The organism is Algibacter lectus (assembly GCF_900112395.1).
Taxonomy (GTDB): domain Bacteria; phylum Bacteroidota; class Bacteroidia; order Flavobacteriales; family Flavobacteriaceae; genus Algibacter; species Algibacter lectus.
The window spans coordinates 239,037-255,292 of the sequence record NZ_FOLN01000003.1 but is presented as its reverse complement, the minus strand read 5'-3'; the positions used below and the strand labels follow the sequence as shown (position 1 = coordinate 255,292).

At 35.4% G+C, this 16,256-nt stretch carries 7 protein-coding genes; 3 read left to right on the top strand and 4 right to left on the bottom strand.

Features of this window, described 5'->3' with window-relative positions; translation table 11 throughout:
• Window positions 1-23 precede the first annotated feature (23 nt).
• Entirely contained in the window at window positions 24-2,366 is a 2,343-nt protein-coding gene (gene pbpC / locus BM246_RS06910; RefSeq protein ID WP_394363844.1) for a penicillin-binding protein 1C, read from the top strand.
• A gap of 247 nt (window positions 2,367-2,613) precedes the next feature.
• Window positions 2,614-8,904: a GEVED domain-containing protein gene (locus BM246_RS06905; protein ID WP_074936736.1), complete on the top strand. Its 6,291-nt coding sequence runs from the start codon at window positions 2,614-2,616 to the stop codon at window positions 8,902-8,904.
• Window positions 8,905-9,395: 491 nt separating this feature from the next.
• On the opposite strand, the gene BM246_RS20170 is transcribed toward BM246_RS06905, so the two are convergent.
• The 4 genes from BM246_RS20170 to BM246_RS06885 all read right to left on the bottom strand — a co-directional run bounded on the left by BM246_RS20170 (window position 9,396) and on the right by BM246_RS06885 (window position 13,325).
• Window positions 9,396-9,518, bottom strand: a complete 123-nt coding sequence (locus BM246_RS20170; protein ID WP_262480557.1) for a hypothetical protein — start codon at window positions 9,516-9,518, stop codon at window positions 9,396-9,398.
• Between the two features lie 165 nt (window positions 9,519-9,683).
• Entirely contained in the window at window positions 9,684-10,955 is a 1,272-nt protein-coding gene (gene serS, locus BM246_RS06895; RefSeq protein ID WP_042496090.1) for a serine--tRNA ligase, read from the bottom strand.
• 122 nt (window positions 10,956-11,077) lie between these two features.
• Complete coding sequence (locus BM246_RS06890) at window positions 11,078-12,400, bottom strand: HTTM domain-containing protein (protein WP_074936732.1); 1,323 nt, start codon at window positions 12,398-12,400, stop codon at window positions 11,078-11,080.
• On the bottom strand, window positions 12,393-13,325 hold the full coding sequence (locus tag BM246_RS06885; protein WP_074936730.1) for a bifunctional riboflavin kinase/FAD synthetase: 933 nt from the start codon (window positions 13,323-13,325) through the stop codon (window positions 12,393-12,395). The genes BM246_RS06890 and BM246_RS06885 overlap by 8 nt, the downstream gene beginning before the upstream one ends.
• Before the next feature lie 220 nt (window positions 13,326-13,545).
• Here BM246_RS06885 and BM246_RS06880 point away from each other — a divergent pair, with 220 nt between their 5' ends.
• Window positions 13,546-16,254 carry a zinc-dependent metalloprotease gene (locus BM246_RS06880; RefSeq protein WP_052415186.1) on the top strand — a complete coding sequence of 903 codons (2,709 nt, stop codon included), beginning with the start codon at window positions 13,546-13,548 and terminating at the stop codon, window positions 16,252-16,254.
• Window positions 16,255-16,256 lie beyond the last annotated feature (2 nt).

Genomic DNA, 16,256 nt, shown 5'->3' with positions numbered 1-16,256 from the left:
AGTATATAATTTAAGTGATGATCATGTTAAACTACATAAAACAACATAAAGTAAAATCGGCAATAGTGGCGCTAATTCTAGTAGCCTACTATTTTTGTTTACCCAACCCACTATTTAAAGACCCTACAGCTACGGTAATTACGAGTTCGAACAACCAATTGCTTGGCGCGCAAATTGCAAAAGACGGACAATGGCGATTTCCGCATAACGATTCTATTCCTAATAAATTTAAAACCTGCATTGTTCAGTTTGAAGACGAATATTTCTATAAACACCCTGGTTTTAATCCTATATCAATTTTTAAAGCTTTAAAAGAAAATTTAAAATCTGGTGGTATAAAACGTGGCGGAAGTACTATTACGCAGCAAGTAATTCGCTTAGCGCGGAAAGGGAAAAGCAGAACCTATTTCGAAAAAGTTATTGAAATTATATTGGCGACACGCCTAGAGTTATCTGTATCTAAAAACACCATTTTAACGCATTACGCAAGTAATGCCCCTTTCGGTGGAAATGTAGTTGGTCTAGATGCGGCATCATGGCGGTATTTTAATCGAAATGCCAACAACCTCTCTTGGGCAGAAAGTGCAACATTAGCCGTTTTACCCAATGCGCCAAGTTTAATTTACCCAGGAAAAAACCAAGAACGTTTATTAAAAAAGCGAAATAGATTATTAAAAAAACTTCTAGAAAACTCGAAAATAGACACACTTACTTACGAGCTTTCTGTTGCCGAAGGTTTACCACAAAAACCCTACCCGTTGCCACAAACCGCACCACACTTATTACAAAAAGTAGCACAAACACAAAGTGGAGCCCGCGTACAAACCACTATTGATATTAAATTACAAAACCGTATAAACTACATTGTAAAGAACCACTATAATAAATTAAGTCAAAACGAAATTTACAATGCTGCCGTTTTAGTTTTAGATGTAAAAACAAGGCAAGTTCTAGCCTATATTGGCAATACACCTACCGATAGAGCGCACCAAAAAGATGTCGACATTATTGATAAACCAAGAAGTACTGGTAGTATTTTAAAACCCTTTCTATACGCTGCCATGTTGGATTCTGGCGATTTACTGCCCAATACCTTAGTGGCCGATGTGCCTACACAATATGGTAGTTATAATCCCGAAAACTACAATAAAACTTATGATGGTGCCGTGCCAGCAAGTCGTGCTTTATCAAGATCATTAAATGTGCCAGCCGTAAGAATGTTGCAAGATTTTGGTTTAGATAGATTTTATCAATATTTAAAATTTTTAAAATTAAAAGATTTAAAATACGATGCTAACCACTACGGTTTATCCCTTATACTTGGTGGTGCAGAAAGTAACCTATGGGATTTATGTAAAAGTTACGCCGCACTATCTTCTACGTTAAATCATTTTTCTGAAAACTCGAGCACTTATTTTTCAAACGAATTTTGCGAACCCACTTTTTTAGCTTCAACTAAAATTAACTTCGGAAAGCAAACCACAGACAAAACGCTATTTGATGCCGCTTCTACCTACCTAACTTACCAAAGCTTGAAAGAAGTTAACCGACCAGAAAGTGACGAAAGTTGGGAGTTTTTTGATGGATCGAAACAAATTGCATGGAAAACAGGTACTAGTTTTGGTTTTCGAGATGCTTGGGCTATTGGCTCTACAAAAGATTACGTTGTAGGCGTTTGGGTTGGTAATGCCGATGGTGAAGGTCGCCCTGGTTTGGTTGGTGTGCAAGCAGCTGCCCCAATAATGTTTGATGTTTTTGAAAGCTTACCTAACAGCGATTGGTTTCCAGAACCTTTTGATGAAATGAAAAAAGTAGCAATCTGTAAACAAAGTGGGCACCGTGCATCGCAATATTGTGATACTGCGGAAGAGAAATACATTCAGTTAGCAGGTTTAAAAACCAAACCTTGTCCATATCATGTTTTAATTCATTTAAATAAAGATGAAACTTATCAGGTAAATTCCTCGTGCGAAGACATTGGTAATATTACTCATAAATCTTGGTTTGTTTTACCGGCGTTAATGAGCTATTACTACAAAACCAAAAACCCATTTTACAAACCATTACCTAAATTTAAGCCTGATTGTTTTGGCGAAAATGCCGTTTCTATAGAATTTATTTACCCTAAAGAAAATAATACTATTTTTCTACCTAAAGATTTTGATGGTAAAACCAACGAATTAATCTTAAAAATAGCACATTCTCGCCCAGAACTAAATGTCCATTGGTCTATAGACGAGCGTTTTATAGGCACAACCAAAGACATCCATGAAATGGCCATAATTCCTGAAATTGGCACCCATATTATCACCGTAGTCGACGCCTATGGAAACGAGCTAAAGCGCAGCATAACCGTTGGTCTATAACAGTTTACCCCGTTTTTTAATCACTACACCCAATTAATTACCTAGTTAAGTGCGTATCGCCTATTCTTGCTTTGATTTTCAATTTATAAAAATTACAGCTCATCGATAATTTGTTAATAGCGTAATAAATTGCTGTAAATTAAATAGATAAATCATAAAATATTTTAAAAAAAGTGTTTTGTTATCACTTAAAAAACGACAAACCCTAAAAGAATTAATTGGCGTCCCTCCCCACAAGAACTTATTTATGGAAAAAATATACTCTTACCTACCAGGTGTATTTAAAAATACATTAGCCTCCTTATTGTGTTTATTTGTTTTTAATGCCTCAGCACAAACGACTATTGTTAAAAACGAGTTTATAAATAGTAACAATTTTAATGTTGTGCAAAGCAATCAATATAATGGGTTACGATCAGCAACACCTGCACTTACGTCTGATGACGACTGGTCTTATACAGCATATGCTAATAATGGTGTTATTTACTATTCTAACGAAAAATACAATTCCAGTTCCACGGCTTTAGCTATTAAAGATTGGTGGAATAATACAGAATATTTAGAATTTAATCAAATTGATATTAGCAGTTACACAGATGTCGATTTTTCTATTGCATATGCGTCAAACAACTCTTTAAGTACTAATGATAAATTGGACTTAATATATTATATTGACGGAGTCTCTACAAGAATAACTTTAATACAAGGAGGTAATGGCGATGTCAATTTTGGTTCTTCCACAAATAACGGAACAACTCAAAATAACGCATACACATTAAATATACCTGATTCAGCTTCAAGCTTTAAATTTGAACTAGAATTAATTACTGATAATGGTGGAGACGAAATTGTGTATATCGACGATGTGTATTTGACAGCTGATTCTGGAACAAATAATAGTACTGTCTATTGTATACCTGCAAATATTAATGCTTATAATATTAATTATATATCTAATGTCAATTTTGATATAATTAATAATACAACTACAGGAACAACAGGAACATATAATGATTACACGGGTAGTACCATAGCCAATGTTAGTCCGGGAGAGACTATATCAGGATCGGTTACAGTTACTTTAGACACATGGAATAATACAACAAGAAATCAAATAACTGTTTGGATAGATTTTAATAATAATGGTGATTTTGAAGACTCAGGAGAAGACTTTGTTTACTCATTTGCGGGATCGGGTAATACCAAAACTTTAGTGCCGATAAATATAGCTATTCCATCTGGAGCAACTCAAGGAACGACGAGAATGAGAGTTGGTTTTAGAGATATAAGTAGCGATGCTAATTACACTTCTTGTGATTGGATAAATAAAGCTGGTGAAATAGAAGATTACACTATTAACATTTTAAATTCCAACGCTCCATTTGCAGCAGACGATCAATTAAACATTTTAGCAGACAGCACTTCAGGCATAAACAACCAAATAGATGTTAGTCTTAATGATACTCTAGGTACCGATGGCGGAGATATGGATAATTATGCTTTAGTGTCTGGTGCAACAACAGCAAATGGCGGTACTGTTTCAGAAATTTCAGATGGCGTTTTTCAATATATTCCCCTTAGTGGATACATAGGTTCTGATAGTTTTACTTACGAAATTTGTGATGCAGGAACTCCTGTAGATTGTGTATCGGCAACAGTAAACATATCTGTTAATTACGGCTATTGCTCACCAACAAGTAACTCAAACGGAACCAATTATATCGATGCATTAACGGTAACAGGAGAGATTGGTTCAGATATTAATAATACCTCTGGCGATAATGGTGGTTATGCAAATTTCACATCTACTGTTCCTATTTTAGAACTTTATAAAAACAACACCTACACTGGTTCTATTACTGTAAACGGAAACAGTATGGGCTGGGCCATTCATATCGATTATAATCACGATGGTGATTTTGAGGATAATGGAGAACTTGTTGCAACTACCCAAGGCGAAGGAACAGGTAATCTTAATTTCACAGTACTTAGCTCCTCTCTTATGGGTAAGACAGTGATGCGTGTGGGTTCTCGGCAATATTATTCTTCTAATGAACCGTGTGGAAATGCTGCTTTAGATTCTGAAGAATTTGAAGATTATTTAATAAACATAGGTGTCGACCCGTCAATTCCAGCAGAAATAGACATTACAGGAAATGGTGTTGATGTTTTAGACGGCTCTTCAACAACTACCTCTAATAACCTTACAGACTTTGGCGATTATGATAATTACAACCCAATACCACTAGAACGTACATTTACAATTACTAACAATGGTAATACTGCTTTAATTTTAGATGGCTCACCAATTGTTTCTATTTCTGGAAGTACTGACTTTTCTATAAGTTCTCAACCAACGATTACAACTTTAGCTGTTGGAGAATCTACAACCTTTACAATTGCATTTAATCCTACTGCTCCAACAATTGGCAGCAGAACAGCATCAATTTCAATTGAAAATAACGACTCGAACGAAGACCCATATAACTTTATTGTGGAAGGTTTTGGTGAACAAACTTTTCCTGACACCGATGGCGATGGCATCCCTGATAATGCAGATATTGATGATGATAACGATGGATTACCGGACGAGTATGAGCAAAACTCATGCATTTCAAATCCTAGTGGAACTACTACAAGAACTGTTTATCTAAATGAAGATTTCGGCTTTGGAACGGATAGAGATACCATTGATGGTGTAACCTATTGTTTTGAAGACGGTACAGGTTCATGTATTAGTAGCTCTCCGAACTTAAACGATGGAGAATATGTTGTGTATTATCAAGCGGCCAATGGAGATGGTATAGACAATACACCAAACGGAGACGTTTCCGATTGGGCCGACGAGTATTGGTATCCAGGACTAGATCATACTACAGGAGATGTTAATGGTAAAATGGCCATGTTTAATTCCGAAGAAGATCCTGGTGTCTTTTACGAAACAACCATATCTGGTGTTAGCGCAAGTGTAGATATTACTTATGGTTTTTCTGCCATAAACCTTGATAGAAGCGATGCTCCAGGAATAAGCAGCAGAAAAAGACCTAAAGTTTTAATAGAAATTTTAGATCCATCGGGCAGTGTTATAGCCTTTAAATCTTCAGGAGATATACAACCTACTACAGATTATGTTAATGGTGATTGGGTAGATATTAACGCAACTTTTAATACAACCTACACTAGCTTTACAGTAAGATTATCTAATGAAGCTCCTGGTGGTTTAGGAAACGATTTAGCAATTGATGATATTTATGTGTATCAAACGCTTTGCGATTTAGATGGTGATGGCGTAGAAGATTCTATAGATTTAGATAATGATGATGATGGGATACCAAACGTAGTAGAATTACAATTAACTGACGATGATAAAGATGGTACCGCAAACAACGACTCTGGGGCTTTCGCTTGGGTTGATGCTAATAATAACGGACTTATAGATATTTACGACCACCAAGATATTAATGGATTAAACCCTGGTGATTCTGGCTTTTCCGGTTCTTTAGGAACACCAATTGATTTAACAGATCCAAAATATGATACTGATGGAGATGGTGTGGCGGATTATTTAGATTTAGACTCTGATAACGATGGCATTTTTGATGCTGTAGAATATGATAACAGAGGCGATGTAGATATTGATGGTGATGGAAATGGTGATGGTTCAGACAAACAAGTATTAGATAGTAGCGGAAACCCAATAAATAACGATGACTTTGATGGCGATGGTATTTTATCTCCTGCAGATAATAATGATGATGATGCCGACGATTCTGATCATGGTACAGCTAATGCTTACCCGACACCTTTAGATGATGATGGTGATGGTATACCCAATTTTAGAGATGTAGATAGTACTGATAATCCTAACGATTTCAGCAACGGAAGTGATATAGACACAACACAAATTTATGCGCATTTAGATGCCGATAACGACGGAGTTATTGATGGTACTACCGATACAGATGGTGATGGAATTCTTGATGCTTTTGATACTGATAATACTGTTTTCGGTTCACCAAGAGACTTAAGCGATAGCCACACTCTTTTCTTCGATGGACGTAATGATTATGTAGAAGATACTAACGTAATAAATGGTTGGGCAAATGCTACCCTTATGGCGTGGATTAAAATTGAACCAGGAGCAACCGGTGACCGCGTTGTTGTTGGCCAAAATAGTTTTAATATTATGGTAACCAATGGTGGTCGTATTAAAGTTGAGGCTAACAGTGATACTCGAGAAGGTAGTACTGCTTTACCCGAAGGTATTTGGGTTCATGTTGGAGCAACTTATAGTAGTACGGATGGAGAGTTCATAGTTTATGTTAATGGCGATCCTCTTCCTGTAGTCTCTGTTGCCAATAGTTTATTTACAGATACCTCTAACTTTACCATAGGAAGAACACCAAATACAGACACCCGCTATTTTGAAGGAGAAATAGATGAAGTGCGTTTATTCAACGAAGCTTTAAGTGAAACTTCATTCCAAAGAATGGTTTATCAAGAATTGAGCGATACTAATTTTAATCAAGGCGCCATAGTTCCTTTAGATATTGATGCCGCAAACACATTTAACACATCTCTAGTTAGGTATTTTAAAATGGATACTTTTAAAGGAGATATTGTGGATGATGCCACAACATTAACTATCGATGTTGGCACAGGAGCAAGGCTATATAACATCAAAAACATTTACTTTCAAACCGCACCATTACCTTATGAAACTAAAGCTGTGGGATCTTGGAACTCAACAAATACATGGTTACACGGCGATGTTTGGGATATTGACGCTGAAGCAACCAATCAAGATTGGTCTATAGTACATGTTAAACACAGTCTAACAACCGCAACTAGACATGCAACAGCTGGTTTAATAGTTGATGCTGCTGTTGAATTATCAATACAAAGTGATGTTGAACTTAACAACTCTTGGTACTTAAACCTAGCTGGACTTATCGATTTAGAAGGTGAATCTCAATTAATTCAAACAGAAAATAGTGTTTTAGAAGCTACAGGTTCTATAGAAAGAGATCAACAAGGTACCGAAAACTTATATACCTATAATTATTGGTCTTCCCCAGTACATACCTCAAACCCAAATGCTGATATTGATGGAGATGAAACTTACACTGTTGCAAGTATTTTAAGAGATGGTGAAGATGCGGATAATCCTAGCTCTATTAGTTTTGTAGGTGGTTATGATGGTAATAACACAACCTCTCCAATACAAATAGCAGATTACTGGATTTGGAAGTTTGACGATAAATCTTTTGATAATTACTACGCTTGGGAGCAAACAAAAAGCAACGGGACTCTTAAAGCCGGAGAAGGTTATACCATGAAAGGACCTGGAACTGGATCTGTATCAACAGATAAAAACTACGTATTCCAAGGTAAACCAAACAGCGGTACAATAGCACTTCCTATTACTGCTGGCAATGCGTCTTTAGTAGGAAACCCATACCCTTCTGCTATTGATGCCCATGCTTTTATAAATGACAATCCACACTTAGACGGCACACTTTATTTCTGGGAACATTACGGAGGCAATTCTCATATATTAAAAAATTATGAAGGTGGTTACGCAACATACAATTATTCAGGAGGTGTTCCAACTATAGCAAAGGCAACACCAGATGCCGATGTAGCCCAAACTGGTTCATCAACGAAAACCCCTGCACGATATGTTCCAGTAGGTCAAGGATTTTTTGTTAAAGCAACATCAGGAGGAAATGTAACGTTTAATAATAACCAACGTATTTTCGAGACAGAAGCAAGCAGTACAACATCTTTATTCGTGAGAGGAACAGCCAAAAAAACTACAACAGCTGCAACAGACTCTAGCTTAGAAGACTTGCGTACCAAACTACGTTTAAACTATAACTCGCCTGACGGATACACGAGACAATTATTGACGACTATAGACGAAAACGCAACTTTACAAATTGACAGAGGTTACGATGCACCTTTAATTGAAGACAATGAAGAAGATATGTTCTGGACTATTGGCGACAACAGTTTTGTAATTCAAGGTATAGATGAAGCTTCTGAAACAACCGCATTACCACTTTCTGTAAAAACAAAAACAGCTGGTGAAGTTGTAATTAGTTTAGCAGAGTTAAAATACCCTACGGACGGTTTTGAATTATACTTAAAAGATAATTTAACGCAAACGTATCACGATTTATTAGAAAACTCAAGCTACACCACTTCAGTTGAAGAAGGTATTACTGCTAATAGATTTGAAATTGTATTCGCTAAACCTACAAATACTTTAGGTATTTCAGATAATGAGATTACTCAAGACATTATTAGCATCTATTACGATCCTTCAGATGCTGCAATACATATAACCAACCCTGATAATTTTTCAATTGAAAACATCACAGGTACTAATATTTTAGGGCAAAACGTATTGAGCGAACTACTTAATTCTTCTGATAAAAATATAACCTTACCTGCTAATTTAACTTTAGGTGTTTATATTTTTACTATTGAAACAGACCATTCTACAATTACAAAAAAAATGATAATTAAGTAAAATACGCCTAACGAACATTAACTGACCAAGTCTAACGTGAAAAAAAAAGCTACTACCCCTATTTTTGGCATATTCCGGCATGGCCTTTTTTCAAGAACCTATAACGCCCTCATCTACAGCCATAACAGCTAGTACAGATTACGACAACTATGCAGGGAAAATAAGATTAAATCTAGATGATTCTGTACCTAGTATAACCCATACTAAACGGTGTGCAAAAGTCATGTTTATACTTACTGAAAACGGTATTGAGTTTTTTTTTAAAAATTCAATACTTTTAGAATTTATAACACTGAATATCTGTTAATACGAATTTGAGTATACCGCATAAAAATGCCCGAATAAAATTCGGGCATAACCAACCAAAAATAAAGTTCTATATTAACGTTTTGTCAAGTCAAAAACTAGATCATATTTAATTGGGGACAAGTTCAACATGATCTACATGCTGTTTGGGTTGATTAATTTTACGATTTTAAATAGTATAAAATCTACTCGTTTACTATTGCCGCAATTTTATTTTCAGTTTTTACTATTTCAAAATCAGAAAATAACACCTGGCTCGCTACAAAAGCAAGTGCGGCAAGTAATAAAATACGCATAAAATTTTTCATGATTGAGTAGGTTTTGGTAGATTGGTTATGCTAAAGTCAAAAATAATTTCGAAAAAGCAAAGAAAACCACAGAATATCCACACAAAAACTAACTTTTCATGTATTTCATCGATAAAATACAGTTAAAAAGTAGGAATTAACCTATTTTTCAACTATAACTTACTACTAATCAATTATTTTGAAACCTGTATAAGATTGAAGTACTTCAGGAATTACAATACCTTCTTCTGTTTGGTAATTTTCTAAAATACCTGCAAGAACTCTAGGCAAAGCTAATGAGCTTCCGTTTAAAGTATGTGCAAGTTCATTTTTACCTTCAGCATTTTTAAATCGAAGTTTTAATCGATTTGCTTGAAACGTTTCAAAATTCGATACAGACGAAATTTCTAACCAACGGTCTTGTGCTGTAGAAAACAATTCAAAATCGAAAGTTAACGCCGATGTAAAACCTAAATCGCCACCACAAAGTCTTAAAATTCTATAAGGTAATTTCAACTCTTGAAGAATACCCTTAACATGCTCTACCATGCCATCTAAAGCCTTATAAGAGTTTGATGGATGTTCTACACGTAAAATTTCAACTTTATCAAACTGGTGTAATCTATTTAAACCACGAACATGAGCGCCATAACTACCAGCTTCACGTCTAAAACAAGGTGTATAACCCGTAATACCAATAGGTAATTCACTTTCATCAAGAATAGTATCTCTAAAAATATTAGTTCCTGGCACCTCAGCTGTTGGAATTAGGTATAAGTTATCTTCTCCAACGTGGTACATTTGCCCTTCTTTATCTGGCAATTGGCCAGTTCCGAAACCAGAGGCTTCGTTCACTAAAAGTGGTAATTGATATTCTGTATATCCAGCTGCTGTATTTTTGTCTAAAAAGTAAGCAATTAAAGCACGTTGTAAACGCGCACCTTTACCTTTATATACTGGAAATCCTGCACCTGTAATTTTATTTCCAAGTTCAAAATCTATAATATCATATTTCTTAGCAAGCTCCCAGTGTGGCAATGCACCATCGTGCAATACAGGAATTTCGCCTTCTTTAAAAATCTCTTCGTTATCATCTTCAGTACTTCCTTTAGGCACCGTTTCATTAGGTACATTAGGGATTTTATACAGTAATTGCGCTAAAGCTTCTACCGTAGTATTCAACGTATCACTAAATTCTTTTGAAGCCTCTTTTAGTTGGCTCGTTTTTTCTTTTAAAACATTTGCCTTTTGAGCCTGTCCGGATTTATACAAGTTTCCAATTTCTTTAGAAAGGGAATTCGATTCGGCTAGCGTGTTGTCTAATTCCGTCTGGATGCGTTTACGATCTTCATCTAGCGCAATAACGTCGTTAATCATGCTGGTGGCGTCGATGTTTCTTTTTTCCAAACGACTAATAACCAAATCTTTGTTTTCTTTAATAAAAGGTACTTGTAACATGTGCTGAAAATTTAAGCAACAAATTTAGGGAATTGGGAATTATTTTGAGGGGTTAGTAGCAACGAATTTCACGAATAAGTTCTAATCTCTTATTCGTGACAATTAAAAGTAAACAGCGCCACTTACTTAGCTTGTAAATTGGAAGTTAAAATCCAATCATTATGCTTAAAAGCACTCCACCCTAAGCTTGCCAAATCAACTTTAGGATCTATAAAAAGTTGATATTTCCTGCCGTTTATGCTCACTTTAGAATTTACATAGACTGCAATGTCTTCACCTTTTTCGCGATATTCTTCTTTTAGTCGTTGTGCAAACTGCCACATAACATCGGGCTTAGTACTTGCCGATCGTTTTTGTTTTACGGTTAAATAATCGTTCAACTTAACAACAAATCGTTTTCCTGTTTTTTTATTTTCAACAACGTAAGAGGTACTGCCGTGCTTAACTCTTAGCATCATACGCCAAGATAATCGATGACCTTCTTCCGTCCAGAGCACATTGTCTTCAATAAAATGATGACGTAACGGTAATGCCACTTGAATTAAAAAATATACTGAAAACAAACCTATTAAAAACGTTTTTCTCTTCGGAAGAAATACAGCGCCTTGAACATATAAAGGCTTCTTTTTTAAAAATATGTTCCTAACCGTTTCAGCTTCAAAAAAGAAAAGGGAAAACGCTAAAGATAAAAAAGGAAAGATTCCGATTTGAAAAACAACCGCATTAAACAAATGAAAAAATATAGATGCAAAAAACATATACTTTCTTGTAGGCTTGAAAAGTAATAACGGAATTATTAATCCATCAAACAAAATACCTCCGTAGGCCAGAAAATAATGCACCGTTTTTTGTTGAAGCAATTCACCAACTAAAACAAAATTCTTTTTACCACGCATTAAAAGCTCAACAGCCGTAGTATCTAACCAATCGGGATAAAATTTAGCAACCGATGCGTAAGTGTAAACAATAAGTAGTTGCAGTATAAAAACCAACTTACACCACTGTGGCATTGAAAAACTCTTAATACTACTATTTTGGTTAGCATCTATGGAAGCATAGGCATTTGCGGGCATAAAAACCATAATACTACTAAGCAACATTAATAAATAATAATGGTTATTGTATGATGATTTTTGCATTAAATATGTAGCCGACCACATAAACGTAAAGGCTATAATACTAAAACGGTATTTATAACCTAGCATAACGCCCAAGGCAAAAACCCCCATGATGCCGTAATAAAAATACATGCCGTTTCCGGGAAGCGGTTGCAACCACTCGAAACCAATAAATGAAAATGTGAATTTTGGTTCTACTAAAGTTTTAGTAATCCAACCTGTAAATATGGCGCCAACCGATTCTAAAAAACATAGTAATCCAAACACAATACGAAATACAACAAGTGCCGAATTATCTATATGTTTAAACAACCAATTATTAACCATGTAGCTTTTGGATATAGTCGCGTGTAAAAATTTTATCTTTTAAAAGTTGTGTTTTTAAAACCTCAACCGATTCGAATTTTTCTTCATCTCGAATACGCTCTAATAAATTAATTTGAAGAGTTTTATCATAAAGATCGGCATCAAAATCTAAAAAATGAACTTCAATAGTTTGCTTGCTCCCATTAACTGTTGGGTTCACACCTATATTCATCATACCATAAACCAACTGGTTATTAATTGTAGCATTTACTATATATGCACCTTGTTTTGGTATCAACTTATAATCTTCTTCAATTTTAATATTTGCTGTAGGATAATCGAGTTGCTTCCCCAAACCTTTGCCTTTTACTACACTTCCATTTAGCATAAATGGATAACCTAAATAACTATTGGCCTTGGCAATATCTCCATCTATTAAAGCAGTTCTAATTTTTGTAGAACTCACGGAAACATCGTCTATATCTTGAGCCGAAATTTCTTCAACCTCAAAACCAAAGCGCTCTCCAAAAGCTTTTAAATCGTTAATATCCGCATTTCTATTTCTGCCAAATCGATGATCGTAACCAATAATTACTTTTTTAGCATGCAACTTATCGACCAGTATTTGTTTTACAAAATCTTCTGCCGAAAGGCGAGAAAAATCCATTGTAAATTTTTTAACCAATAAATAATCTAAACCTAAAGCCTCCAAAATATCATGGCGCTCATCGATTGTATTTATAAGTTTAATGTTAGAATCTTTTTGCAACACCATACGCGGATGTGGAAAAAAGGTAAGAACCACAGATTTTAATCCTTGTAAATTTCCAGCATTAATTAACCGCTTTACTATTTTTTGATGCCCAATATGCACACCATCAAAGGTACCAATGGTTACAATGGTATCGTGGTTTTCTATGGCATTTGCAGAATTACTTAACTTCAACGTATCAATTTTGCACAAATTTACTTATTAAGTCTGTATTAAACCATTAAAGAAAGCGACTATTTTAAATTAGAAACCAAAGTTGTTCATTTAAAAAACAGGTTAAAAGGCAAGGTTTATCGTAATAAACAGAAATATTTAAGTTTCATTCAAAGATTTTTTTGTTATTCCTAACTTAACGACCTATTTTTATTGTCTATGCTTTTTTAAATTTATAAGAATGAAACATTTATACCCTAAATCGATATTATTTTTATTAGTATTTTTTTTCTTTTCTAATTTTGGAAATAGCCAAAATGGGCGAGATTTATGGGGAAAAACAGCTCAAAGTAAATCGGCTAACTCAAAAAAACTAGCACGAAAATCTACTCCCAAAAAAGCGTTAGAATACAGTTTAAATATTGAGGGACTAAAATCTTATTTAAAAAATGCGCCACAACGTGAAACTCAAACCACATCTGATGTTATTTTAAGTTTCCCTGTTTCCAACGGGAATTTTGAGGAGTTTAAAATACAAGAAGCTTCTGTTTTACACCCAGATCTTCAGGCAAAAATGCCAGACTCTAGAAGTTATATTGGAAAAAGTATTGAAAATCCAGAAAATACGATTCGTTTTAGTATAACTCCACAAGGTTTACACACGATGCTTATGTCTGCCGGTCAAAGCACCCAATATATAGACCCCATAAGTTATGGTGAAAACAACTATTTAGTATATAGCAAAAGTGATTTACCACAATTAGAAGATCACTTTTCTTGTGAAGTTATTAGCAAAGAGATTGCCGGAAAATCTGCAGGAACCAAAGCAACCGCAGTGGCTTTAAATGATGGATTTATTAGAACTTACCGTATAGCAATTGCGAGCACTATTGAATATTCTGAATTTCATTGGACGGCAGCAGGTTTAACTTCTAGCGACACTGAGGCTGATAAAAAAAATGCCGTAATGGATGCCATGATTGTAACCATGACAAGAGTTAACGGTATTTACGAAAGAGAACTATCTGTTACCATGGAGTTTGTAGCAGATAATATGGACCTTATTTTCATAGATTCAGATTCATTTTCTAATGATGATGCAGAAAATTTAATAGATGAAAGCCAAACGGAAATAGACGCTATTATAGGTAACGGAAATTATGATGTTGGTCATACATTTAGCACTGGTGGTGGTGGTTTAGCTCAGTTAGGTTCTGTTTGTGTATCTAGCAGAAAAGCAAAAGGTATTACGGGGTCATCATCGCCTCTAGGCGATGCGTACGATATTGATTATGTAGCACATGAGCTAGGACATCAATTTGGAGCACCCCACACATTTAACAGTATCCAAAATCTATGTGCCGATGGCAACCGTAGTGCTACTAGCGCGTACGAAACCGGGAGCGGAACAACCATAATGGCTTATGCTGGACTTTGTGCTCCAGACAACATTCAAGCAAACAGTGACGATTATTTTCATATTAATAGCTTACAACTTATCTGGGATCATATAAACAGTACTAATGGTTCCTGCGCAACGGAAACTGCAAGCGGAAATACCCAGCCAGAAGCTATTGTAGATGGAACAAGTTACACGATACCACAATCTACACCATATAAACTTTCTGGATCATCAACAGATGCCGATGGCATAGCTTCACACACCTACACTTGGGAACAATATGACTTAGGAAACTCAGGCTTACCATACTCAACTAATACGACAGGCCCTTTAGTTCGCTCATATCAAGGTACAACAAACTCTACGCGATACATTCCTAACTTAAAAGATTTATCTTATTTTAACGGTTCTACAACTTGGGAAAAATTAGCTTCCGTAGACCGCGATATAAATTTTAAATTAATAGTAAGAGACAACGAAGAATATGGCCGAATAGCAACCGCAGACATGACTGTAACAACCGTTGCTGCTGCTGGACCTTTTGTTGTTACATCACAAAACACCTCTGGTATAAGCTGGACACAAAATACTACGCAAACCATTACTTGGGATGTAGCAGGAACAGATAGTAATGGCGTAAACACCGCAAAAGTAAACATTCTTCTATCTACCGATGGAGGATTAACATACCCAACTACATTAGCATCTAGCGTGGATAACGATGGATCGGAAGATATAACAGTACCAAACGTAACAGCACAAAACTGTAGAATAATGATTGAGGCAGACGGCAACATCTTTTTTGCGATAAACACCGAAGATTTTGCTATTGGCTACACAATAACCAAAACTTGTACGCAGTATAGCGCATCGCCAAACGCGAGCATTCCTGATAATGCAACAGCTTTTGAATATAGTACTATTAATATAAGTCCATCTACAACTATAACAGATATTAATGTGGGTGTCGACATTACACACACTTATAAAGGAGATCTACAACTTGGTTTAATAAGCCCTACCAATCAATTTATTGATTTAATAAAACCACTGTTTTGTACTACAGGAAGTTTAATTATTCAGTTTGATGATAACACAACTGCTATGGACTGTAATAATACAGTAAGTAATGAAAGCTATCAACCTTTAGGAAGCCTTTCTGATTTTAATGGTGAAGACTCTTCTGGAATTTGGACACTTGCTTATGCCGATTTAGCCGATGGTGATACCGGAGTTTTAAACTCTTGGTTTATTGAAATTTGCGAAACCACTTTAGTACCGCTAAGCGTTACTTCTTTCACGCTAGATGAACTTAAAGTATTCCCTAATCCAAATAATGGTGAATTCACGCTTAAGTTAGCTGCAGTATCACAAGAGGTTAATGTTGAAGTCTATGATATTCGCGGACGTAGAATTTACGAACAAGCCTTTGATGGCAATGGAGGCGTTAATGAGAACATTAATTTAAACCATGTACAATCGGGTATGTATATTTTAAATGTTACCGATGGCTTTAAACAAGCCACCAGAAAAATTATTGTAAAATAAAT